This window comes from Thermostichus sp. OS-CIW-31, from assembly GCF_054060305.1.
The window spans coordinates 19,337-40,080 of sequence record NZ_JBSSDA010000021.1; the positions used below are offsets into that span (position 1 = coordinate 19,337).

Here is a 20,744-nt window from a genome sequence, read left to right on the forward strand (position 1 = left end):
TAAGGAAACCCCTAAATCTCTGTCGCGCCAGTGCTGCCCAGCCATCATGCCCAAGCCTGTGCGCTCTTGTGGGTAATGGCCGTTTCGGGAGCAACAGCCTATTCCTATTGATTGGATTGATTGGATTCACGGGATCCCGGCCAACCGGCGGGCCACCAGGGCGGGAAGTTGAGCCAACGGGATCCCTTCCAGAACTTCTGCCGCAAAAGCACAGGTGAGCAATTGGCGGGCCTGAGCTTGGGGAATACCCCGGCTTTGCAGATAGAAGATCTCTTCCATCTCCAGTTGGCTAACGGTGGCCCCGTGGGCACATTTGACGTTGTCAGCAAAGATTTCCAGTTGCGGCTGGGTGTTGACCCGTGCTTTGGGGCCTAGGAGCAGGTTGCGGTTGGTCTGGGCGGCATCTGTCAGTTGGGCCTCTCGGCTCACCAGAATCCGTCCGCTGAAGACCGCATGGGCCGTCTCGTCCACAATGCACTTGTGCAATTGGCGGCTGCTGCCGTGGGGGGCCTGATGCACCAGGCGGGAGTGGGTGTCGCTGTGCTGGGATCCCTTCAGCAGCGTTAGCCCCTGCAGTTGGGTGTGGGCCTGGGGCTCTACCTGGGCAATCTCCAAGTTGTGGCGGGAAAACCGGGATCCCCACTGAATGGCCTGGAGGCGGTAGTGGCTGTCGCAGCTTTGGCGCACGGCGGTCTTGTTGATGTGGAAGGCTGGGGATCCCTGCCTTTGCAAAATCACATGGTGCAAACGAGATCCCTCTGCCAGGGCGATCTCCGTAACCGCGTTGCCAAAGGGGATCCCGGATCCCAGGGATACATGATCTTCGATCAGCGTGAGGGAGCTGTGGGCTTGCAAAGACAGCAGGCAGCGGGGCTGGGCCAAAACGGCCTCTCCCTCAGGAGCCACCGTTATGAACAGCAGGTGCAGCGGTGACGGAACTTCCTGGCCGGGCTGTAGGCCAATCTGGATCCCATCTCCCAGATGAGCGGTGTTGAGGGCCGTAAACACATCCGTCTTGGCCAGGGTTTGCAGCAACTCCCCTGGGGCTTGGGCTAAAGGGATCACCTGCAAAGCGGTGGGCAGGCCGCTCAAATCAGAAAGCTGGGGGGCAAAGTAGCCGTTGACGAACACGGCGCGGCTATAGCTGGCTTCCGGCCAAAGCCAGGGCTCTAGGGTTGCCGCATCCAGAGCCGGATCCGCCGCGACAGCCAGGCGAAACTCGTGGGCCAGCAGCGGCGAGAGATCGCTGTATTTCCAATCTTCTTCCCGTGGGGTCGGGATCCCCAGTTCGGCCAATTGGGCGCGGGCCTGCTGCCTAAGGGTGGTGTAGGGATCCTGCCTTTCCGGGATTTGGCCGAGGATGTGCTCCAGGAATAGGCGGCTCTCTGGGGCAAAAGGTTTGGGCAAGGTGGCGCTCATCCCTCTTTCTCCTGCCGAGATGTCGCAGCTGCCGGTTCTTGACCCGACTGAGTTTTGATCCAGTCGTAGCCCCGTTCCTCCAGCTCCAGCGCCAAGGTCTTGTCCCCGCTGATGACGATACGACCCCCCTCCATCACGTGCACGTAGTCGGGGGTAACATAGTCCAGCAAGCGTTGGTAGTGGGTGATCAAGAGCATGGCATTCTCAGAGCCGGCCAGTCGGTTGATGCCCTGGGCGACAATGCGCAGCGCGTCGATATCCAGGCCGGAATCCGTCTCGTCCAAAATGGCCAGCGTGGGCTCCAACACCGCCATTTGCAGGATCTCGTTGCGCTTTTTCTCACCGCCGGAAAAGCCCTCGTTCACAGAGCGCTCCAAAAAAGCGGGATCCATTTTGACGACGCTCAACTTTTGCCGCACGAAGTCGTCAAACTCGAGGGGATCCATTTCCGGCTGATCCCGATATTTCTGTCGGGCGTTGTAGGCAGCCCGCAAGAAATCCAAGTTGCTCACCCCCGGAACCTCGATGGGGTATTGAAACGCCAAGAAGATCCCTGCCCAAGCCCGCTCCTCCGGTTCCATTTCCAGAAGATTCTTGCCCAGATAGAGGATCTCGCCTCCTGTCACCCGGTAGTCGGGGTGGCCAGCCAAGATCTTGGAAAAAGTGCTTTTTCCAGAACCATTGGGGCCCATGATGGCGTGGATTTCTCCGGCGCGAATTTCTAGGCTCAACCCCTTGAGAATGGGGGTGCCGTCGATCTCGGCGCTGAGATCTCGAACGGATAAGATAACAGGGCTGTTTTCGCAGATCATAGCTAGACTCTAGAGTTGCCACTGAAGGGCAGGGATTGGAAGGTTAAGGGATCCCTAAACCAGGTTTGGATTTTGGGCCTAAGGATCCCCTATAGCTCTATTGGGAGCGGCGATTGAGGATGTCCCGAATTTCTGCCAGCAAGACCACTTCTGATGGGGGCGATATAGAAGGAGATTCTTCCTCCTTTCGCTGTAGAGTGTTGATCGCTCTCAATAGTAAGAAGAGAGCAAAAGCGATAATCACAAAATCAAACACAGCTTGCAGAAAGCTGCCGTAGTTAATCGTAACTGGGTCTTCAGGACTTCCACCGATTTTCCAGACCAAGTTCTGGAAGCTCACTCCACCAATAATCAAGCCTAAAACCGGAGTAAATAGATCTGCTACGAAAGAAGTCACGATCTTCCCAAAAGCACCTCCAATAACAACGCCAACAGCCAAATCTAAGGCATTGCCCCGGCTAATAAAGTTTTTGAACTCCTCCAGAAATGCCCGCATAGGGAACTTCTCCTGCCTAGCCTTACGGTTCAAAACTCCTTGATTATCCCCTCTCCCCCCCTGCATCCATGCGCTGTTTGCAACGTCGCCAAGCCCTTGGGCCGCCTCTGGCTTCAGGGGATCACAGCCCTCTGCCTTGGGAGTTACCTAACCCCTTACCCTTCTCCTGAAAATGGCAGCGCCTGCTCCCACAGCGTGTCAGCGGCCTCGCCCACTTGCTCAGCTTCACGTCGGGAACAATCCCCTAGCCGACCGATCCCTCTAGCTTCAGGCTCAGCAACCGGTCGGCTTCTACGGCAAACTCCATCGGCAGTTGGTTGAACACCTCTCGGCAGAAACCGCTGATGATCATGGACACGGCATCTTCCATGCCGATCCCCCGCGATTGGAAGTAGAACAATTGCTCTTCTCCAATCTTGGAGGTGGAAGCTTCGTGCTCCACTTTGGCGGTGTTGTTTTGCACCTCAATATAGGGGAAGGTGTTGGCGCTGCACTGATCCCCGATCAACATGGAATCGCACTGGGAAAAGTTGCGGGCGCCTTCTGCTTTCGGCCCGATCTTGACCAGGCCGCGGTAGCTGTTTTTGGAGTGCCCAGCCGAGATCCCTTTGGAGATAATTTTGCTGCGGGTGTTGCGGCCCACGTGAATCATCTTGGTGCCGGTATCGGCCTGCTGGTAGTGGTTGGTGAGGGCAACCGAGTAAAATTCGCCCACCGAGTTTTCCCCCACCAACACGCAGCTAGGATATTTCCAAGTGATGGCCGAGCCGGTCTCCACTTGCGTCCAAGAGATTTTGGAGTTGGCTCCCTGACACAGGCCGCGCTTGGTTACAAAGTTATAAATGCCCCCTTTGCCGTTTTCGTCGCCGGCATACCAGTTCTGTACCGTCGAGTACTTGATCTCGGCATTGTCTAGGGCGATCAGCTCCACCACCGCCGCATGCAGTTGGTTGGTGTCGAACATGGGGGCAGTACACCCTTCCAAGTAGCTGACGTAGGATCCCTCGTCGGCAATGATCAGGGTGCGCTCAAACTGGCCCGATTCGCCGTTGTTGATGCGGAAATAGGTGGAAAGCTCCATGGGACAGCGCACCCCTTTGGGCACATAGACAAAGGATCCATCACTGAACACTGCCGAGTTCAGCGCCGCGTAGTAGTTATCAGCAATGGGAACCACACTGCCCAAGTACTTACGCACCAGCTCCGGATACTCCCGCAGCGCCTCTGACATGGAGCAGAAGATCACGCCTTCCTTGGCCAGCTTTTCCCGGAAGGTGGTGGCTACCGAGACGCTGTCGAAGATGGCATCCACCGCCACATTGGCCAGCCGCTTCTGTTCAGACAAGGGGATCCCCAATTTCTCGAAGGTCTCCAGCAGCACCGGATCCACTTCGTCCAGGCTCTTTTTCTTGGGCTGCACCTTGGGGGCCGAGTAGTAGACAATGTTTTGGTAGTCAATGGGCGGGTAGCTGACGTTGGGCCAGGTGGGCTCGCTCATCTTCAGCCACTGGCGGTAGGCCCGCAGCCGGAACTCTAGCATAAAGTCCGGCTCCCCTTTCTTGGCCCAGATCTGCCGAATCACCTCTTCGTTCAAGCCTTTGCCAATCGACTCAGAGGGGATGTCGGTTACAAAGCCGTACTTGTAGGGCTGGTTGACCAGGGCGCGGACGCTCGTAGACATGGATGGCTCTCGGGTAGTGACAGGGTAGAAACGCGACTAAGACAGATGGCCAAATAAAACAACAGAGTTGTTGTTTAACTGATCCTCAGGTTACTTTAGCAATGATCCCGTTGTCAAAATAGCAGAGAGCTGTGCTGGCAGCGGCAGCCGATTAACCCAGTCTAACCAGGAGGGCGAGGGTGGACAGCACGCGCAAGATCACCGGGCAGGTCGCTCAACCCGCTTCGAGTAAGCAGGCCATCTTGGTCTACCTGCGCAAGGCGGGGCAGGCCAACGCCCAAACGCTGGCAGAGCACCTGCGCATTTCTCCCCAGGCCATCCGCCGCCACCTCAAGGATCTGGAGGCAGAGGGGTTGATCCAACATGTCGCTCAACCCAATGGTCTAGGGCGACCCCAGCATCTCTATCAGCTCAGCCCCTTGGGAGAAGAGCAGTTCCCCGCCAGCTACGACGAGTTTGCCCTTGGCCTGCTCAACACCCTGGCCGAAACTCTGGGATCCGAACAGATGGGATCCCTTCTCCACCACCAGTGGCAGCGCAAAGCCCGGGAGTATCAGGCCCAGCTGGGATCCGGATCCCTACGGGAGCGGCTGGAGCGCTTGGTGCAGTTGCGCCAGGCAGAGGGTTACATGGCGGAGTACTACCCCTATCCTGCCGACCTGACTGTGCCGCTGGCAGCAGAGGGATCCGAGTATTACGTCGAGCAGTATGTGTTGGTTGAGCACAATTGCGCCATTGCCCAGATTGCCCACACCTTTCCCAGCGTCTGCGGCCACGAGCTGGAGATGTTTGCTGCCGCCTTGCCCGATTGCCGAGTAGAGCGCATCACCTGGCAGGTGCAGGGAGAACACCCCTGCGGCTACTGGATTGCCAAGCCAGCGGCTCGGTCGACTTAAGACTTCCCCAGGAAACCGGATCCCTGAGGTGTCAAACGAGGTTTTTTCGGGTATAGTTATCTCGTACAGGTTTTAAGTTTGTTCTCCGCATGGTCTGGCGCGCTTCCTTTTTTGGCTACTTTAGCTTTCCCTGGCAACGACCAGGGCAGAAGGGTGGCGCGTAAACAAAGACCTACAGTTTACCCGAGTCAGTCCTGAAGCCCTGAGCCCAGCGCCAGGGCTTTTTTGATGGCTCGACGACCCCATCTACCCACTTGCACGCTGAGGACAGTTCCATGCCCCCTCAAACCGACAATTGCAATATCCAAGAGGTGACTCCCTTGATTGCCCCTGCTGCTGTCAAGGCCAAGCTGCCCCTTACGGAAACGGCAGCCCAGGTGGTGCTCTCCACTCGGCAAGCCATCCGCGACATCATCCACGGACGGGATCTCCATCGCTTGGTGGTGATCGTCGGCCCCTGTTCCATCCACGATCCTGCAGCGGCTCTGGAGTATGCCCATCGCCTCAAGCGGGTGGCCGACCAAACTCGGGAGCACCTAGTGGTTGTCATGCGTACGTATTTTGAGAAACCCCGCACCACGGTGGGCTGGAAGGGCCTGATCAACGATCCCCACCTGGATGGTTCGTGCGACATTGCCACCGGCTTGCAACTGGCCCGTTCCATTCTCCTGCAGATCAACGAGCTGGGCCTGGCCTGTGCTACCGAGATGCTGGATCCGGTGACCCCTCAATACACGGCGGATCTGGTGAGCTGGGCGGCCATTGGCGCCAGAACCATCGAAAGCCAAACTCACCGGGAAATGGCCAGCGGTCTCTCCATGCCTGTGGGCTTCAAAAACGGCACCGATGGACGGCTGGAAATCGCTCTCAATGCCATCCTCTCCGCCAGCCATCCCCACAGTTTCTTGGGCATTGGCCAAGATGGCATGACGGCTTTGGTAAAAACCACCGGCAACCCGGATCGACACATTGTGTTGCGGGGGGGAGGGGGCAAGACCAACTACGGCCCGGAAGATGTGGCGCGGGCAGCACTGCTGATGAAGGATCAAGGGATCCCTCGCTCGGTGATGGTGGACTGCTCCCATGACAACTCCCACAAAAATTACCGCAACCAGGGATCCGTCTGTCGGGCGGTGCTACAGCAGTACCAGGCGGGGCAGCGGGCTTTGATGGGACTGATGCTGGAGAGCAACCTCTATCCGGGCAAGCAAACCTGGCATGAGGGGGCACCGCTCCAGTACGGGGTTTCCATCACCGATGGCTGCATCGGCTGGGAAGAGACGGAAGATCTGTTGCGGGAGATGGCGGCGACCGTAGAGGGAAGAGCGTTGGCCCTCAGCCGCTGAGGGACGGGGATCCCGGAGTTTGTTAAAGAATCAAAAAGGAAATGGGGACAAGGGGCAGCCTGCTCCTAGGGTCGAGCCAAGGTTTCGTTGTTTCGCCAGGCCCTGCGGGATAGGGTCTCCAGGTCGAGCTGGGAGGTTGTGATGGAGCTACAGATCCCCACCAGTGTTAGCAGCGACGGTCAGCAGCCCTATCCGGATCCCGATCGGATCCCTCGGCAACCCCCTGAGCAGTTGCGGGATCGGCTGATCGTCTCCGGCCTGCGCTACTACGGTTATACCGGCCTTGATGAGGCGGAACGGGCTTTGGGGCAATGGTTTGAGGTGGATTTCGAGTTGTGGGCGGATCTGCGCCCGGCTGCTCTCAGCGGCCAACTGTGTGATAGCCTCGACTACCGTTCTGCAGTGGCCGGGATTGCGGAACTGGTGAAAAGCAATCAGTTTGTGCTGATCGAGAGCTTGGCGGAGGCGATTGCCGAAATGGTGCTGCGGGAGACAGGGGCCAGCAAAGCTAAGATCCGATTGACCAAGTGTCATCCCCCGATCCCGGAGCTGACGGGGCGGGTTACTGTGGAGATTGTTCGTCCCTAGAACTTCTCTTAACCCTTTCCTACCGACCCTGTGCTTGCTCTAGAACTCGCCTCTCCTACCTCTAAGGACTGGATCGACCAGGCCATCCGGCACATCGATCTGGTCTTGCTAGACCACGCCAATTGTGAGAAAAAAGCAGCGGGCAACGCCCTCAGCTTGCTGTTTCGCTACCCGGCTAATGGGCGTTTGGTGGAAACCCTCTCGCCGCTGGCGCGGGAGGAGCTGCAGCATTTTGAGCGGGTGCATCGCCACCTGCAACGGTTGGGGATCCCCATCAAGCCCTTGTCGGCTGCGCCCTATGCGGGTCGCCTGAACCAACACCTGCGCCGCTCTGAGCCAGAGCATCTGCTCGACACCTTGCTGGTGGCAGCCATTATCGAGGCCCGCAGCCACGAACGCTTGGGCCTGTTGGGGATCCACGCGCCTGACCTGGAGTTGCGGCAGTTTTACCTGTGGCTGGCGGCTGCGGAGGAGCGCCATTGGCAGCTTTATTTGGATTTGGCCTTGGATCAGTTCCCTGCCGATCAGGTGCAGGAGCGTCTCGATACTCTACTCCAGGTGGAAGCCGAGATCTTGTCTTCCCTTCACCCCGACCCCCGTGTTCACAGCTAGCCCCACTCCGTTCTCCCCCCGCGGTGCAGCTCCCATGTTCCAAGCGACGCGGCAGTGGTTGGCCTTCTGGTATACAACGGTTACGGCAGTGTTGCTGCTGTTGTTTGCCGGCAGCTTCTATTGGTACGTGCAGTCAACCCTGATCGAGCGGGTGGACGATACCCTTGGCCATGTGGTGGAAATTGTCGAGCGGTCTTTGGTGGTGGATGAGAGCCTCTTGGATCCGCAGCAGGCCCGCCGCAGCTTAGAGGCCAGCTTTCGGGATGATCCCAGCACCCTAGAGGACGATCACATCGACTTGGAGTGGTTCGGCCCTCAGGGAACGCTCATCTGGTCCACGGTACCTGGCGGGATCCCTGCCCCCCTGTTGACCGAGGGATCCCTGCACACTGCCCGTATCGCCCCTGGGTATTGGCTGCGCCAGTTCACCGAGCCGATTGTGGCCGGTGGGAAGCTGCTGGGCTATCTGCGGGTCAGCCATCCCTGGTTTGAGGTGAGCAAGCCAACGCGACAGTTGATCCGGGATCTTTCCCTCTGGGTGGTGGCCGGTTTGACGGGTGTGGGGGCCATTGGCTGGATGCTCTCCGGTTTGGCCATGCAACCCATCCGGCAGTCTTATCAGCAGCTCAAGCAATTTACCGCCGACGCCTCTCACGAGCTGCGCAGCCCCTTGGCCAGCATTCAAACCGCGGTACAGGTGGCTTTGGCGGATTCCCAATTGGATGCCGACACCCGGCAGCGCTGGCAGATGGTGGAGCGGTTGTGTTTACGGCTGGGTCGTCTGGTGGATGACCTACTGTTTCTGGCCCGCCACGACAGCGGTATGGTGCCTTTCCAACCCCGTTGCTGTGCGCTGGATGCTCTGCTGCTGCAGGTGGTGGAAGAGCTGCAGGGCCTGGCCAACCAAAAGCAGATCCGCTTGCAGCTGGAGATTGCTGCCCCTGAGAGCGGGACGGAACCTTCTCCCGCCCAGGTGGATCCCTTCGGTTTTTGGGGAGATGAAGATCAATTGGCCCGCCTGTTCACCAACCTGATTGAAAACGCCCTTCTCCACACTCCCCCGCAAGGAGAGGTGCAGGTGAGGCTGGAACAACGGCTGCGCTCCGGATCCCCAGAGCTGGTGGTACGGGTACAAGATACCGGGCCAGGGATCCCGCCTCAGGCTCTGCCCCATGTGTTCGATCGCTTTTATCGAGCAGATCCGGCTCGCAGCGGGGATCCCGGTCGCCTCTCAGGGTCAGGTTTGGGGCTGGCGATCGTCAAAAGCATTGCCCAACAGCATCAAGGTCAGGTGCAGGTGGAGAGCGAGCTGGGCCAGGGATCCAGCTTTGAAGTTATTTTGCCCCAGCGGCAGTTGGAAATCTGTACCCCAGAGAGAGTCTGAAAGTGCTCTGGAAAACAGACAGCCCTCGGTCAATATGCTAGCTTTAAGCCAAGATTGACCGAGTCTTTATTCAGAACTGTATCAAGAACCGTATTGGCCCAGTTGAACTGGATTTTTGGGTACATTTTTGGGTACTAGATATCTTTCCTTTCCAGATTTAAGAACTTCTCTTTTTCCCGGATAAAACGGCAGAGATGGGATCAGCTCCCAGGCTCTTGCCCCTCTCAGCCGGCTGCTGAGCTGTCGATTGGGTGATGAGTGAGTGCAGTCCGCCCGCGCAGCCCCACAATTTCCCATTGAATCCTGTGCCAGGAAAACGTTATGTATCGCTTCCAGGTTCGTGCCATCACCCAGCCGGGCGAGAGAATTGCCTTGGTGGGATCCAGCGCAAAATTGGGCTCCTGGGATCCCTGCCATTGCATTTGGCTGCAAACGGATCCGACTCGCTATCCGCTGTGGTGGGTAGAGTTGCCGTTGAGCCCGGCAGATGGCGCGCCCGGCCCGCTGTTACCCTACAGTGGATGTTTAAAAGAAACTCCTCGAGTGGAGTACCGATATCTGCGCGTGCAAGCCGGTGGGCAAGTGATTTGGGAATCCACCGCTGTCAATCGCTGGGTGCCCCTTGAACCAGAACCTTTACCGGCAGTTTTGATTGTCGAGGATGGGGAGTTTGGCCAGATCCCTGCCTATCCTTACGGCTATTTTGCCGATCCCATTCCTGAGGTCGAACCGGAAAATCCGCAAGGGCTAAAAGTCGTCATTTTGGGCAGCTCCGTTGCCCTGGGGTGCAGCGCTTGGCTGTTGCGAGGTTGGGCTTGGCTGTTGCAGAAAGCTCTACAAGAGCGCTATGGCCATCAAGTGCGAAATCTCTCCCAATTGGGGGCCAATGTCAGCCGAACTCTGTTGCGGTTTGAGCAGGCGGTGATCCCTGAACGTCCTGATGTCGTTATTGTTGCCCTGTCCTTGGGAAATGAAGGCTTGGTATCGGCCTTGCCCCAGCATCGCCGCGCCCTGCAGAGGCGGTTTGAAAACGGCCTGCGACGGTTAATTCAGCGAATTCAAGACATTGGAGCCTTGCCAGTTCTGGGAGGGGTTTATCCCCATGCAAACTACGGCCCAGAACAGCATCTTCTTTTGCAAGAAACTCAGCAAAGAATGCTCAGCTGGGGATGCCCTGTGTTCAATTGGCTGCCCCATTTGGAAGATGGACAGGGCCGCTGGAAACCAGACCTTGCTTTTGACCCAGCTCACCCCAATTCCAAGGGTCATCAGGTCATGTTTGAGGCCATCGATCTCTCTCTTCTGGATCCCGGCCAAGTTAGTTCAGCTCGTAGAAAGCTTGCTCAACCCGTTGGAGAACGGGTCGTTTTTGCAGATGAGCATGGTTTTTGGGTGACTGCAGAAACAGGCAAAAACCAATTTCGCATCGTGAATGTAACTCCCTATCCCTATACCATCACGCCCACTTGGCAGCCTTTGCAAGCCGCTTTCCAAAAAGCAGGTCTACAGCCGGGTCTGTATATTGGCAAAAGCGATGAAAGGCTAGGGGATGCGACCCTATATTCACTTTCCATACGAGAAGATGGTTCGGTGCAAACCACCCTCTCCGTTCCTGCAGATGCCGATCTGGTCTTCTCCCCAGTAGCCCAGTTCTTTTCCTCGGAATCAGTAGAAACGATCTTCGAGGATGGATCGTTGATCCTTCTCAAGCTCAGTGGATCCTCAGAAGGCTCTTCTAATCCCATGCCTCGCCTGTGCGTGATCAACCAGAGCAATCACGAGTACAACATCCACCCCATGTGGAAGGAAGTGCGGGCTGCTCTCAAAGCCATGCCGATGGGTGTTTACGAAGATCCGAGCCACCGCGAAGCTCTCTTCCGCACCTTGATGATCGGGGAAGGTGGCCTCGAAAGTCGGGTAAAGGCTGCTCCTGGATCGGTCATGCTGCTGGAATACACCTGCAAATTATCGGATATTCATCGTGTTGCCATTGTGCCGTTAGGGGATCGCTGCGCGGTGCGAATGCTGCTCTACAAGTTGGAATATGACGGGCCTGCCTTTCCTTTTGATTTGACGCGCACCAGCAATTTGGCCGATGTGGCCGATATGATCCACAACGAGTTTCAGGGCATGTGGGATCCGCAATATTTACACTACAGTCCTGAAGATCGGCGAATTTACCACAGCAAGTGGACGGGCCTCTCTTTTGGCCATGAAGTGGAAGAGGGGGAAGATCCACTTCAGAATATGGATCCCATCCATGAGCGAATGCGAACTCGCTACACTGCTCGCGCCAAGCGTTTTATGTATGTTTTGGAAAAAGCCGATAAAGTCTTGTTTGTGCGCACAGGGGGTTGCCGGCGAGAGGCCGTTGTTGACTTAATGGATAAGCTGGCGGCTAAGCGCAGGGGCAAGCCTTTTCTGCTGCTGATTGTTTCTCCTCAGTCTTCTGATGAGTTTGCCGGGATCCCCAATGTTATCCATTATGAGATGGAGTTAAATCCCGACCGCATGTGCGCAGATCCTGAGCATTGGAAGTACTGCACAGGGGTAATGAGAGATATTCTCCATTCTTTGGGGGTCTCTACCCGAAATCTTTTCTGGTGCCCTCCACAACTGTAGCCGTTCCAAGGTTTCACTGCAATTCGAAAGAATGATCGCTGCTGCCCAAACGCTCCGCGCCGCTTCCGCGACCACCCCCAACTCTTCTCCCAAGGGGACTCTGAGGTGTTCAACTCCAGAAAGCTGATGATCGGACTCGAACCGACGACCTGCTCATTACGAGTGAGCTGCTCTACCAACTGAGCTACATCAGCAGGGCTTTGAAGTGAGGACTGGATAGGAGAATCCGCAGACCCACCGGTGGGCCTATCGATTCTAACTCATCCTTGCCTTGCTCGGGATCCCCAGCGCCATAGCCCCAAAGATAGCCCCAACGTCAGCCACGCCAGCCAATCCCCCGCGCGATTGTAGAAAGTTGTCTCAGAACGCCGCTTCACTTCTCCCGTAATCACCCCCCGCTGAAAGATGGGGCCAACCTGCTGGAGCCGACCTGAGGGATCCACCACCAGATTGCCGCCTGTGTTATTGACAAACACCACGCCCCGCCGATTTTCCACAGCCCGGAAAACCGAGAGCTGGCCATGCAACATCGGCCAGTGGCTATTACCAAACCAGCTATCATCCGAAATCACGATCAAAGACTCGGCGCCGCGACGGGTTAAAGTTCGGCTGGGCGCAGGCAAGACGCTCTCCAAGCAGATCATCACCCCCAAAGGCCCGAAAAGCTCCCCTCCGTCCAGAGGCCGATAGCCATCGGGTGAAGGCACGTAGCGCCCCGACTCGAAATAGGGAAAGATCCACTGCTTGCCAAACCCATCCAGCAAGTTGCCCCGGGCGTCAAACAACAGGGCCGTGTTAAAAAATCGCTGCTCTGGCTCCGGCAAATGGGCTGTGCGGGGATCCGGCTCTGTTGCCCCCGTAATCAAAGCGCCTTCCGGCGGCAGAATCGCTTGCATTGGCTCGATCACGTAAGGCTCTAGGCCGGTATTCAGCAGCCGTGCCCGCAGCGCCCCCTCCGGCCAAACCACCAACTGTGCCCCAGCAGCCACCCCCTGGGCAGAAAGCTGATGCAGCTCCCGGTAGCGCTCCAGGCGGTAGTTCCAACTGCGATCGGCTTCCAGCCAAGCCACCTGCTGCACTGCCGCTACCCGAAAGTCAGGATCCCTGTTTTCGACGGCCAAGGCATCGAAGTCGGCCAGGCGCACGCTTCCATAGGCCAAGACCAGCCCCGTCAACCCCAGGCCGCAGGCGAGCGTACCCCAGAAATCCCTGTTCCTGAGCATCTCACCCAAAACGTTTCTCAGGGATCCCCCAGGCGCCTGCCACCGGCTAGAAATCTGCCTGGCCATCTGCCAAAGAACCCCATTGACGAACACGGCATAGAAGGTAACCCCCCAGATCCCCGTAACATCGGCCACCTGGATCCCGAGGGGCCAGTCGAACAACAGGGATCCCCAGTGGAAAGGGATGGGCCACCAGAGCAAGCCCAACAGCCCATCCAAGCCCGTCCAGACCGTGGCCAAGCCCAGCGGACGTGCCCAAACCGGCAGGGGACGACTCAGTTGCAAACTCAGGAGCGTAGCAGTGGTGAAAAAGAGGGGGATCAGGGGAGCCACCACCACGCCCCCCAGGATCTCCCAGGCGCTCAACACCTTAACCGAGAAGGGATCCACCCAGAAGGCATACAGGCAAACCCAAAACCAGAGGCCATAGGCCAAACGCCACCGCGCCCACCCTTGCCGTTGCTCGCACAGGCCAAACAGCAGGGCTAAGCCCAGCAGCGCTCCCGGAAACCAGTGCCACCAGCGGTTGGGGGATCCCAGACAAAGCAGCGCAATGGCCAAACCCATCAGCCAGCGGGATCCCTCGCCTGGATTTCTCTTTTGGGGCAGATCCTGCCGTTGAGTTGAAGATTTCAGTTCCAGCTTCATCACCTCAATAAAATTCAGCCTCCTCGGGAAACCCCACGGGGATTGAACACGCCCCTGCCGACGGATCCTCTCCAGAGTAGCGCTCTCGCAGCAGCCGGGAATATCTCCTGGAGCACAGAACTCCTACTGCTTGAATCTAAAGCTGTGTTAACATTTTGCATAACTTCAGGGGGCTGGCGCCTTCCGGCTTAGGTTGGGGATCCCGTCAGCGGTGCGCGGCACTATGGGCAAGGTTTTGGTTTTGAATGCCTCCTACGAGCCGCTCAACATCACCAGTTGGCGCAGGGCAGTCGTTCTTTTGCTCAAGGGCAAGGCCGAGCAAATCGAGCACAATGGCCGAGTGGTGTACGGCAACATTCCCTTGCCCACCGTCATTCGTCTGCGCCACTATGTCCACGTTCCCCATAAGGAGATCCCGCTCACGCGCCGCAACGTCCTCTACCGGGATGGGCATCGTTGTCAGTACTGCGGCTGCTTCGGCGAAGATCTCACCCTGGATCACGTGATCCCTCGGTCTCGTGGCGGCGGGGATACTTGGGAAAATGTGGTCAGTGCCTGTGTGCGTTGCAACGTGAAAAAAGGGAACCGCACCCCCCGCGAAGCCGGTATGCCCCTGCTGCGCCAACCCCGCCGTCCCCACAGCACTCTTTACTTTGAAATCTCCAAAGCCGTCGGCAGTGGTTCCCATCGAGAATGGTCTAAGTACACCATCGGCCTAGAAGGGGATCCCCAGGAGGAATTGTTGGACAGCCCAAGCTAGACGGGCCGCCTAGGGATGGACTTCCGATACAGGGGCAGCTTTGGAAATGGGGGGAGAAGTGGTGGCCGGGATCCCGGTCTCGATCCACCGGTGAATCAGGGCATTGACCTCTTCGGGGCGCTCATCGTGGGGGCAGTGGCCAGCCTCCAGGAAGTATTCCACTGCTTGAGGATAGTGGGCCCGGTACAGCTTAGAGCGTTCCCGAGCCCGCATCCAGGGATCCCGTTCTCCCCAGATCAACAACAGCGGGCGCACCAAGCTGCACAGCAGCTCATCTACATAGCGTCCCTTCTGCCCACCTCGCATCAAGGCCACAAACACATCGGCAGCCCCCGGATCCTGGGTGGGGCGATGGATGGCCTCGACCAGCTGATCGGTCACGGCTGCCGGGTCGTAGTAAACCTGCTTCAGCTTGGCTCGGATCACGTGCGGCTGCCGCAAATACTGAAACAGCAGGTAAGACACCAGGCGCTGGCGCAGGCCCCAGCCCACCAATCCGCCTATCCATTGCCGCCATCCGGTCGGGGATCCCTTGAGGGTGGAAAACCCACCTGCCCCATTCAAAAGCACCACGCCCCGCACCCACTCCGGCCACTCCGCCGCAAAACTGAGCACCACATAGCCGCCCAGGGAGTTGCCGATCCCCACCACAGGCCGACGGATTACCTGTTGGCAAAAGTCCCGCAGCTGATCCCGCCAGATTTCGGCGCGGTAGTCCCAGTTGGGCTTGGCGGAGCGACCGAAACCCAGCAAATCGATGGCGTACACCTGGTAGTGTTGAGCCAATTCGGGAATGTTCTTGCGCCAGTGGTCGGTGGAGGCTCCAAAGCCGTGCACCAGAAGCAGAGGCTGCCCCTGCTCACCCTGTTTGACGTAATGAACTGACTGCCCCCGCCAGATCCACTGCGCCGAAATGGGAGTGGCCGATGCCGATGTCGAAGCCATAGGAGTTGCTTGTAAGCCTTTCTTAATTCTAGGTTCTTTGCAGCTACTCCGGGGGGAAGCCCACCCTCTACGGGCAACGTAAGAGCAGTGGGCCTGTTAGACATAACCTCTGCTTTTTAGACTTTGTATCACCAGGTCAATACATTCGGAGATGCTTTGCTCGGCAGTTTTGCACACCACCTCCGGCTGTTCCGGCGGCTCGTAGGGATCGTCAATACCGGTAAAGTTCTGGATTAAGCCTGCCCGCGCCTTTCGATAGAGGCCCTTCACATCCCGGCGTTCGCACACCTCCAGGGGGGCATCCACAAAGACCTCGATGAAGCTGCCAATATATCGCCGTACCTCCTGCCGTGGTGCCCGATAGGGGGAAATGGCCGACACCAGCACAATCACCCCGTGCCGAGTCAGCATCTCCGCCACAAAGCCGATGCGGCGAATGTTCTCATCCCGATCCGCTTTGCTGAAGCCCAGACCCTTGGTGAGATGTTGCCGCACCAGGTCCCCATCGAGCACTTCCACCGGCAGCCCCCAAGCGCGCAACTGCTGGGCCACGCCGCAGCTTAGGGTGGTTTTGCCCGCCCCGCTCAACCCTGTAAACCAGACCGTTACCCCCCGCCGCGACATCTGTCTGTTTGCTTCTGTCTGTTTGCTGTGGATCCCTGAATCTTGGGCCCTGCCAGAATATCATCTCCAAAGCAGGGTGGTACACTCGAAACACGGCTTGCGCCAGCCCCAAAGCGCTCCGCGCCGCCAACACGACAGCAATCTTTTACCGGCCATGTCTCCTCTAACTTCGCCTCTTGCCAGTGCCCCCTCGGGATCCCCGACAACTGCCGAGCTGTTTGCCGAGCATGTGATGGCCACCTATGGGCGCTATCCCCTGACCTTGGTGCGCGGGCAGGGGTGTCGGGTTTGGGATGAGCAGGGGCGCGAGTACCTGGACTTTGTGGCCGGCATTGCCACCTGTACCCTGGGGCATGCCCACCCGCTGTGGATTCAGGCGCTCACCGAGCAGGCGCAACAGTTGCACCATGTTTCCAACCTTTACTACAACCAGCCGCAGGCACAACTGGCTCAATGGCTGACCCAGCACTCCTGTGCCGACAAGGTGTTTTTCTGCAACTCAGGGGCGGAAGCCAATGAGGGAGCCATTAAGCTGGCTCGCAAGTATGCCCACACGGTGCGCGGGATCCAAGATCCGATGATCCTCACCGCCCATGCCAGCTTCCATGGCCGCACCCTGGCCACCATTACCGCCACCGGCCAGCCCAAATACCAAAAAGACTTTGCCCCTCTGGTGCCCGGCTTTGATTACGTTCCCTACAACGACATCGAGGGCACAGCAGCGGTGTTGGAGCGCTGGGGCGAGCGGGTGTGTGCCGTGCTGTTGGAGCCGTTGCAGGGGGAAGGGGGGGTTGTGCCGGGGGATCCCGCCTATTTTCAATGGTTGCGCCGGATCTGCAGCGAGCGGGGCGTTCTGCTGATGTTGGATGAGGTGCAGGTGGGCATGGGCCGTACTGGCATGCTGTGGGGCCACTGTAACCTGGGGGTGGAGCCGGATGTGTTCACCTTGGCCAAGGGCCTGGCCGGTGGGATCCCCATCGGGGCCTTGTTGGCGAAAGACTTTTGCGCCGTGTTTCAGCCGGGGGATCACGCCAGCACCTTTGGGGGCAACCCCTTGGCTTGTGCGGTGGGCCTGGCGGTTTGCCGCACGCTAATGTCGGAGAGTTTGGTTTGGAATGCCCAGCAGACAGGGGTGTATCTGCGTCAGGGGCTGTCCCGCTTGGCGGAGCAGTTTCCGCAGCTCGTTGAGCAAGTGCGGGGCTGGGGCCTGATTCAGGGCTTGGTGGTGCGCATCCCGGCGGCTGAAGTGGTCAAGGCAGCCATGGACTGCGGGCTGTTGTTGGTGCCGGCAGGATCCCAGGTGGTGCGCTTGGTGCCCCCCTTGATCGTCACCCCGGCAGAAATTGACGCGGCTCTAGCGATGTTGGCATCGGCTTTGCAAAGGTTGGCCGCCTCCCTTGGCCATTCCGGGGCAGCCTAGCCTCGCCAGACTTGCCGCAGAAATGCCTGCAACTGCTGTCGGGCAGGGAGCTCGTGGGGAGCGGGATCCCTTGCCTGTTCCAGAAGGGGCAATACCTCCTCCGCATAGGCCGGAACAAAGCCGGCAGCAGGCCAGAGCAAATCCGAGGTGGCCCGCAGGTTCAAGACTTGGGATCCCTGCCTGAGCAGGAGAGGCCGCACCCAGAGCAGCGGCGGGGTGTCAGAGCCTGCCTCAAGACTGTGGCGAGAAACCTGAATCAGCTCCACATAGAGGGTGGCCTGCGACCCTGGCAGGGCGAGGATGGGACGGGGTGAGGGTGGAGTGCTGCCCACCTCCACCGGGGCAGGCAAAGGGCGGCTTCTGAAAGGGATATTCTCCACAGAGCCACATCGGGCGGGCAAACGAGGCAACAGGGTCATGCAATCGTTAACTGAAGACGATATGGACTGTACTGATCCTAATCGATGGCCTCCTTACTTTTCTTTGGCAGGCGGGTTGGCCGGGGATCCCGTCTTTGCGGGCATTTCGTGAACCCGATTTTGTGGCATGGTGCTAGGTAGCTTTCTGATCAAACTTGAACGGATCCCGCCATGATGCACACTTTTGTCCCGCCCCACCGCTTTTTCCCCTACCTGACCTGGACGGAGATCCAGGCCATGCCCGACAAAGAGAACGTGGTGATCATTCAGCCGGTTGCCTCAATCGAGCAACATGGGCCCCACCTGCCCCTGGTGGTGGATGCCTGCATCGGCACGGCGATCATTGGGCGCGCCATGGAGAAGCTGGAGCCTGAGATCCCGGCCTATGTTTTGCCCACCCAATGTTACGGCAAAGCCAACGAGCATTGGCATTTCCCCGGCACCATTACCCTCTCGGCTCAAACCCTGATGGCGGTGCTGACAGAAGTGGCAGAGAGCATCTACCGAGCTGGGTTTCGCAAGCTGGTGTTCCTCAATTCCCACGGTGGCCAGCCACAGGTCCTGGAGATTGTTGCCCGCGATCTGCACCAGAAGTATGAAGATTTCATGCTGTTTCCGGTGTCGGTCTGGCGCGTTCCCCACGAAGGACGAGAGCTGTTTACCGAGAAAGAACGGGAATTGGGCATTCACGCCGGCGATGGGGAGACCAGTATGCTGATGCACCTTTTGCCGGACACGGTGCGAACCGACCGATTGGTCTGCGAATATCCCCACGATCTGCCGGAAAACAGCCTGCTCAGCATGGAAGGGCGGATCCCTTTCGCTTGGGCAACTCGCGATCTCACCCAGAGCGGAGTTTTGGGCGATGCCACCGCCGCCACGCCGGAGAAAGGCAAAGTTTTGGTGGAGTCCATGTCTGACGGCTGGGTGCGGCTGATCCGAGATCTGCACCGGTTCCAGCAGCCCAAGGCTTGGCGCAAAGCCCCGCTGCTGGTCTAGGGATCCAGGCAAAAGACCTACGGCCTGCTTTGTGAAAGGCTTTCGCCAGAACTGGCCGACCAAGATACGACCTGCTGACGCGATCAGGGCAGCTTTTTGCTGGGCTGCTGCAAACTCTATCTGCCCAATGGGAAAGGGTGATACCTTGGCCCCAGAACACACCCGTTCTGGTGGAAATGGGGTGGATTTGGGCAAAGTTCACCTGGCCACTGCCCATGAGGGTATGGATATCTTCATCGCTAACGGTCAGGAGCTGCAGTCGAAGCGGCAGTACCCGGAAAGCCGAAGGGGAAGCTGGCCCAGTTGCTGCGTTGCAGGCAAAAGGGTTCGCGGCGGTATCGCCGACTGGTTCGTCATCTTTCCTGTCGGGCCCAAGCTGTTCGCCTCTGGCGGCGGGGAGCGCTTGAAAGAATCCTCGCCCTCTGGGTCAAGACTCAATTAACCAACGGCTCCAGCCCCCGCAAACACGCTGCCAATGCGGCGCATTGCCTCTTCCACGTTGGCGCGGCTGTTGAAAGCGGACAGGCGCAGATAGCCCTCTCCGGCGCTGCCGAAGCCAGAGCCAGGGGTACCCACCACATGGCAGGTGTGCAGCAGCTTGTCAAAAAACTCCCAACTGCTCAGCCCATCGGGTGTTTTCACCCAGACGTAGGGGGCATTCACGCCGCCATAGACTTGGATCCCCACTTCGGCCAACTGCTGGCGAATGATGCGGGCATTTTCCAGGTAAAACTGCACCAGACCTTGCACCTGCGCTTGCCCCGCTTCGGAATAGACCGCCTCCGCCCCCCGCTGCACAATGTAGGACACCCCGTTGAACTTGGTGGATTGACGGCGATACCACAAGCTCCACAGATCCACCCAGGATCCATCGGCAGCTTGCCCCCGCAAAGACTTGGGCACCACCGTAAAGGCACAGCGGGTGCCGGTAAACCCAGCGGTTTTGGAAAAGGAGCGGAACTCGATGGCACATTCCCGCGCCCCTGGAATCTCGTAAATGGAGTGGGGGATCCCGGGCTCGGTGATATAGGCTTCGTAGGCGGCATCGAACAGGATCAGGGAGCCGTGGGCACGGGCATAGTCCACCCAGTTTTGCAGATGCTCCCGTGTGGCCACTGCGCCTGTGGGGTTATTGGGGAAGCAGAGGTAGATCACATCCACCTTTTGGCTGGGCAGGCTGGCGGTGAAGTGATTTTCGGCAGTGATGGGCAGATAGACCAGGCCCTCGTATTCGCCGCGTTCGTTGGCCGGCCCCGTATGGCCCGCCATCACGTTGGTGTCCACATAAACCGGATAGACAGGATCCGTGATGGCGATGGTGTTGTCGTGGCCGAGGATATCCAGGATGTTGCCGCAATCGCACTTGGAGCCATCGGAGACGAAGATCTCGGAAGCGTCGATATCGCAGTTGCGGGCCTGGAAGTCGTGCCGGGCAATGGCCTGGCGCAGCCACTCGTAGCCCTGCTCTGGCCCATAGCCGCGAAAGGTGGCCCGTTCCCCCATTTCCTCCACCGCCCGGATCATGGCCGTTCGACAGGCTTCCGGCAGCGGCTCGGTGACATCGCCAATGCCCATTTTGATAATTTGAGCTTCGGGATGGGCGGTGGCAAAAGCCTGCACCCGCCGGGCGATCTCGGGAAAGAGATAGCCGGTCTTGAGCTTGAGGAAGTGGTCGTTGATCCTAGCCATGGAGGTTTGCCGAAGAGGAGGTCATCGGCTTTTCAGTGTAGCTGTTCGCGCTAGCGGGACGGAGTCCTTAGCCGGTTCCGGGCCAGAACTCTTCTACGTCGCGGTTCCCCTGCCCATAGCAACAACCCCGGCGGAGGCGGGACGGAGTAGGATGCTACCTT

19 protein-coding genes and 1 tRNA gene are annotated in these 20,744 nt (G+C 58.4%); 10 read left to right on the forward strand and 10 right to left on the reverse strand.

Features of this window, described 5'->3' with window-relative positions:
* Positions 1 to 126 precede the first annotated feature (126 nt).
* The 4 genes from sufD to sufB all read right to left on the reverse strand — a co-directional run bounded on the left by sufD (position 127) and on the right by sufB (position 4,408).
* Positions 127 to 1,419, reverse strand: coding sequence for a Fe-S cluster assembly protein SufD (sufD, locus tag ACVWY9_RS11670; RefSeq protein WP_457388478.1), 1,293 nt, complete (start codon positions 1,417 to 1,419; stop codon positions 127 to 129).
* Positions 1,416 to 2,231: a Fe-S cluster assembly ATPase SufC gene (gene sufC / locus ACVWY9_RS11675; RefSeq protein ID WP_457388479.1), complete on the reverse strand. Its 816-nt coding sequence runs from the start codon at positions 2,229 to 2,231 to the stop codon at positions 1,416 to 1,418. Before sufC ends, sufD begins: the two co-directional genes overlap by 4 nt.
* 97 nt (positions 2,232 to 2,328) lie before the next feature.
* The gene (mscL, locus tag ACVWY9_RS11680) at positions 2,329 to 2,727 is read right to left on the reverse strand and encodes a large-conductance mechanosensitive channel protein MscL (protein ID WP_457388481.1); all 399 of its coding nucleotides are present in this window, start codon (positions 2,725 to 2,727) and stop codon (positions 2,329 to 2,331) included.
* A gap of 244 nt (positions 2,728 to 2,971) precedes the next feature.
* Positions 2,972 to 4,408, reverse strand: coding sequence for a Fe-S cluster assembly protein SufB (gene sufB, locus ACVWY9_RS11685; protein WP_414357846.1), 1,437 nt, complete (start codon positions 4,406 to 4,408; stop codon positions 2,972 to 2,974).
* Positions 4,409 to 4,587: 179 nt separating this feature from the next.
* On the opposite strand from sufB, the gene sufR reads away from it, so the two are divergent.
* The 6 genes from sufR (at position 4,588) to ACVWY9_RS11715 (ending at position 11,856) form a co-directional block, all read left to right on the forward strand.
* A complete protein-coding gene (sufR, locus tag ACVWY9_RS11690) occupies positions 4,588 to 5,304 on the forward strand; it encodes an iron-sulfur cluster biosynthesis transcriptional regulator SufR (protein WP_457388483.1) in 717 nt (238 codons plus the stop codon).
* A gap of 275 nt (positions 5,305 to 5,579) precedes the next feature.
* Complete coding sequence (locus ACVWY9_RS11695; protein WP_457388485.1) at positions 5,580 to 6,650, forward strand: 3-deoxy-7-phosphoheptulonate synthase; 1,071 nt, start codon at positions 5,580 to 5,582, stop codon at positions 6,648 to 6,650.
* A 141-nt stretch (positions 6,651 to 6,791) separates the two neighbouring features.
* Positions 6,792 to 7,238, forward strand: coding sequence for a dihydroneopterin aldolase (gene folB, locus ACVWY9_RS11700; RefSeq protein ID WP_071818161.1), 447 nt, complete (start codon positions 6,792 to 6,794; stop codon positions 7,236 to 7,238).
* A gap of 30 nt (positions 7,239 to 7,268) precedes the next feature.
* Positions 7,269 to 7,850, forward strand: coding sequence for a tRNA isopentenyl-2-thiomethyl-A-37 hydroxylase MiaE (miaE, locus tag ACVWY9_RS11705; RefSeq protein ID WP_457388487.1), 582 nt, complete (start codon positions 7,269 to 7,271; stop codon positions 7,848 to 7,850).
* Positions 7,851 to 7,884: 34 nt separating this feature from the next.
* Positions 7,885 to 9,234, forward strand: coding sequence for a sensor histidine kinase (locus ACVWY9_RS11710; RefSeq protein WP_414424544.1), 1,350 nt, complete (start codon positions 7,885 to 7,887; stop codon positions 9,232 to 9,234).
* 321 nt (positions 9,235 to 9,555) lie between these two features.
* Positions 9,556 to 11,856 (forward strand): DUF1796 family putative cysteine peptidase, encoded by a 2,301-nt coding sequence (locus ACVWY9_RS11715; RefSeq protein WP_457388490.1) that lies wholly within the window; start codon positions 9,556 to 9,558, stop codon positions 11,854 to 11,856.
* 121 nt (positions 11,857 to 11,977) lie between these two features.
* Here ACVWY9_RS11715 and ACVWY9_RS11720 read toward each other — a convergent pair.
* A tRNA-Thr gene (locus ACVWY9_RS11720) sits at positions 11,978 to 12,050 on the reverse strand.
* A gap of 66 nt (positions 12,051 to 12,116) precedes the next feature.
* Positions 12,117 to 13,727 (reverse strand): nitrilase-related carbon-nitrogen hydrolase, encoded by a 1,611-nt coding sequence (locus ACVWY9_RS11725; protein ID WP_457388492.1) that lies wholly within the window; start codon positions 13,725 to 13,727, stop codon positions 12,117 to 12,119.
* 223 nt (positions 13,728 to 13,950) lie between these two features.
* Here ACVWY9_RS11725 and ACVWY9_RS11730 point away from each other — a divergent pair, with 223 nt between their 5' ends.
* On the forward strand, positions 13,951 to 14,487 hold the full coding sequence (locus tag ACVWY9_RS11730; protein WP_011433030.1) for an HNH endonuclease: 537 nt from the start codon (positions 13,951 to 13,953) through the stop codon (positions 14,485 to 14,487).
* Between the two features lie 9 nt (positions 14,488 to 14,496).
* Here the strand turns inward: ACVWY9_RS11730 and ACVWY9_RS11735 are convergent, their stop codons facing one another.
* Both ACVWY9_RS11735 and cysC read right to left on the reverse strand, forming a co-directional pair.
* On the reverse strand, positions 14,497 to 15,432 hold the full coding sequence (locus ACVWY9_RS11735) for an alpha/beta fold hydrolase (protein ID WP_011433031.1): 936 nt from the start codon (positions 15,430 to 15,432) through the stop codon (positions 14,497 to 14,499).
* A 96-nt stretch (positions 15,433 to 15,528) separates the two neighbouring features.
* On the reverse strand, positions 15,529 to 16,056 hold the full coding sequence (gene cysC, locus ACVWY9_RS11740) for an adenylyl-sulfate kinase (RefSeq protein ID WP_457388494.1): 528 nt from the start codon (positions 16,054 to 16,056) through the stop codon (positions 15,529 to 15,531).
* 154 nt (positions 16,057 to 16,210) lie between these two features.
* On the opposite strand from cysC, the gene ACVWY9_RS11745 reads away from it, so the two are divergent.
* Positions 16,211 to 17,476: an acetylornithine/succinylornithine family transaminase gene (locus tag ACVWY9_RS11745; protein WP_457388520.1), complete on the forward strand. Its 1,266-nt coding sequence runs from the start codon at positions 16,211 to 16,213 to the stop codon at positions 17,474 to 17,476.
* Here ACVWY9_RS11745 and ACVWY9_RS11750 read toward each other — a convergent pair.
* Complete coding sequence (locus ACVWY9_RS11750; RefSeq protein ID WP_457388496.1) at positions 17,473 to 17,895, reverse strand: hypothetical protein; 423 nt, start codon at positions 17,893 to 17,895, stop codon at positions 17,473 to 17,475. The genes ACVWY9_RS11745 and ACVWY9_RS11750 overlap by 4 nt on opposite strands.
* A 174-nt stretch (positions 17,896 to 18,069) precedes the next feature.
* On the opposite strand from ACVWY9_RS11750, the gene ACVWY9_RS11755 reads away from it, so the two are divergent.
* Together ACVWY9_RS11755 and ACVWY9_RS11760 are read left to right on the forward strand one after the other, a co-directional pair.
* Positions 18,070 to 18,894, forward strand: a complete 825-nt coding sequence (locus tag ACVWY9_RS11755) for a creatininase family protein (protein WP_011433035.1) — start codon at positions 18,070 to 18,072, stop codon at positions 18,892 to 18,894.
* A 127-nt stretch (positions 18,895 to 19,021) separates the two neighbouring features.
* The gene (locus ACVWY9_RS11760; protein WP_414342116.1) at positions 19,022 to 19,336 is read left to right on the forward strand and encodes a hypothetical protein; all 315 of its coding nucleotides are present in this window, start codon (positions 19,022 to 19,024) and stop codon (positions 19,334 to 19,336) included.
* Here ACVWY9_RS11760 and ACVWY9_RS11765 read toward each other — a convergent pair.
* Positions 19,333 to 20,583 carry an LL-diaminopimelate aminotransferase gene (locus ACVWY9_RS11765; protein WP_011433036.1) on the reverse strand — a complete coding sequence of 417 codons (1,251 nt, stop codon included), beginning with the start codon at positions 20,581 to 20,583 and terminating at the stop codon, positions 19,333 to 19,335. The genes ACVWY9_RS11760 and ACVWY9_RS11765 overlap by 4 nt on opposite strands.
* Positions 20,584 to 20,744 lie beyond the last annotated feature (161 nt).

Excerpts from the sequence above, each read along its gene's own strand:
- ACVWY9_RS11710 (WP_414424544.1), top strand. The coding sequence starts at position 7,885 with ATGTTCCAAGCGACGCGGCAGTGGTTGGCCTTCTGGTATACAACGGTT.
- ACVWY9_RS11765 (WP_011433036.1), bottom strand. The coding sequence starts at position 20,583 with ATGGCTAGGATCAACGACCACTTCCTCAAGCTCAAGACCGGCTATCTC.
- ACVWY9_RS11745 (WP_457388520.1), top strand. The coding sequence starts at position 16,211 with ATGTCTCCTCTAACTTCGCCTCTTGCCAGTGCCCCCTCGGGATCCCCG.
- ACVWY9_RS11715 (WP_457388490.1), top strand. The coding sequence starts at position 9,556 with ATGTATCGCTTCCAGGTTCGTGCCATCACCCAGCCGGGCGAGAGAATT.
- ACVWY9_RS11730 (WP_011433030.1), top strand. The coding sequence starts at position 13,951 with ATGGGCAAGGTTTTGGTTTTGAATGCCTCCTACGAGCCGCTCAACATC.
- sufC (WP_457388479.1), bottom strand. The coding sequence starts at position 2,231 with ATGATCTGCGAAAACAGCCCTGTTATCTTATCCGTTCGAGATCTCAGC.
- sufB (WP_414357846.1), bottom strand. The coding sequence starts at position 4,408 with ATGTCTACGAGCGTCCGCGCCCTGGTCAACCAGCCCTACAAGTACGGC.
- mscL (WP_457388481.1), bottom strand. The coding sequence starts at position 2,727 with ATGCGGGCATTTCTGGAGGAGTTCAAAAACTTTATTAGCCGGGGCAAT.
- ACVWY9_RS11735 (WP_011433031.1), bottom strand. The coding sequence starts at position 15,432 with ATGGCTTCGACATCGGCATCGGCCACTCCCATTTCGGCGCAGTGGATC.
- cysC (WP_457388494.1), bottom strand. The coding sequence starts at position 16,056 with ATGTCGCGGCGGGGGGTAACGGTCTGGTTTACAGGGTTGAGCGGGGCG.
- ACVWY9_RS11750 (WP_457388496.1), bottom strand. The coding sequence starts at position 17,895 with ATGACCCTGTTGCCTCGTTTGCCCGCCCGATGTGGCTCTGTGGAGAAT.
- ACVWY9_RS11755 (WP_011433035.1), top strand. The coding sequence starts at position 18,070 with ATGCACACTTTTGTCCCGCCCCACCGCTTTTTCCCCTACCTGACCTGG.
- ACVWY9_RS11760 (WP_414342116.1), top strand. The coding sequence starts at position 19,022 with ATGGGAAAGGGTGATACCTTGGCCCCAGAACACACCCGTTCTGGTGGA.
- sufD (WP_457388478.1), bottom strand. The coding sequence starts at position 1,419 with ATGAGCGCCACCTTGCCCAAACCTTTTGCCCCAGAGAGCCGCCTATTC.
- ACVWY9_RS11725 (WP_457388492.1), bottom strand. The coding sequence starts at position 13,727 with ATGAAGCTGGAACTGAAATCTTCAACTCAACGGCAGGATCTGCCCCAA.
- ACVWY9_RS11695 (WP_457388485.1), top strand. The coding sequence starts at position 5,580 with ATGCCCCCTCAAACCGACAATTGCAATATCCAAGAGGTGACTCCCTTG.
- folB (WP_071818161.1), top strand. The coding sequence starts at position 6,792 with ATGGAGCTACAGATCCCCACCAGTGTTAGCAGCGACGGTCAGCAGCCC.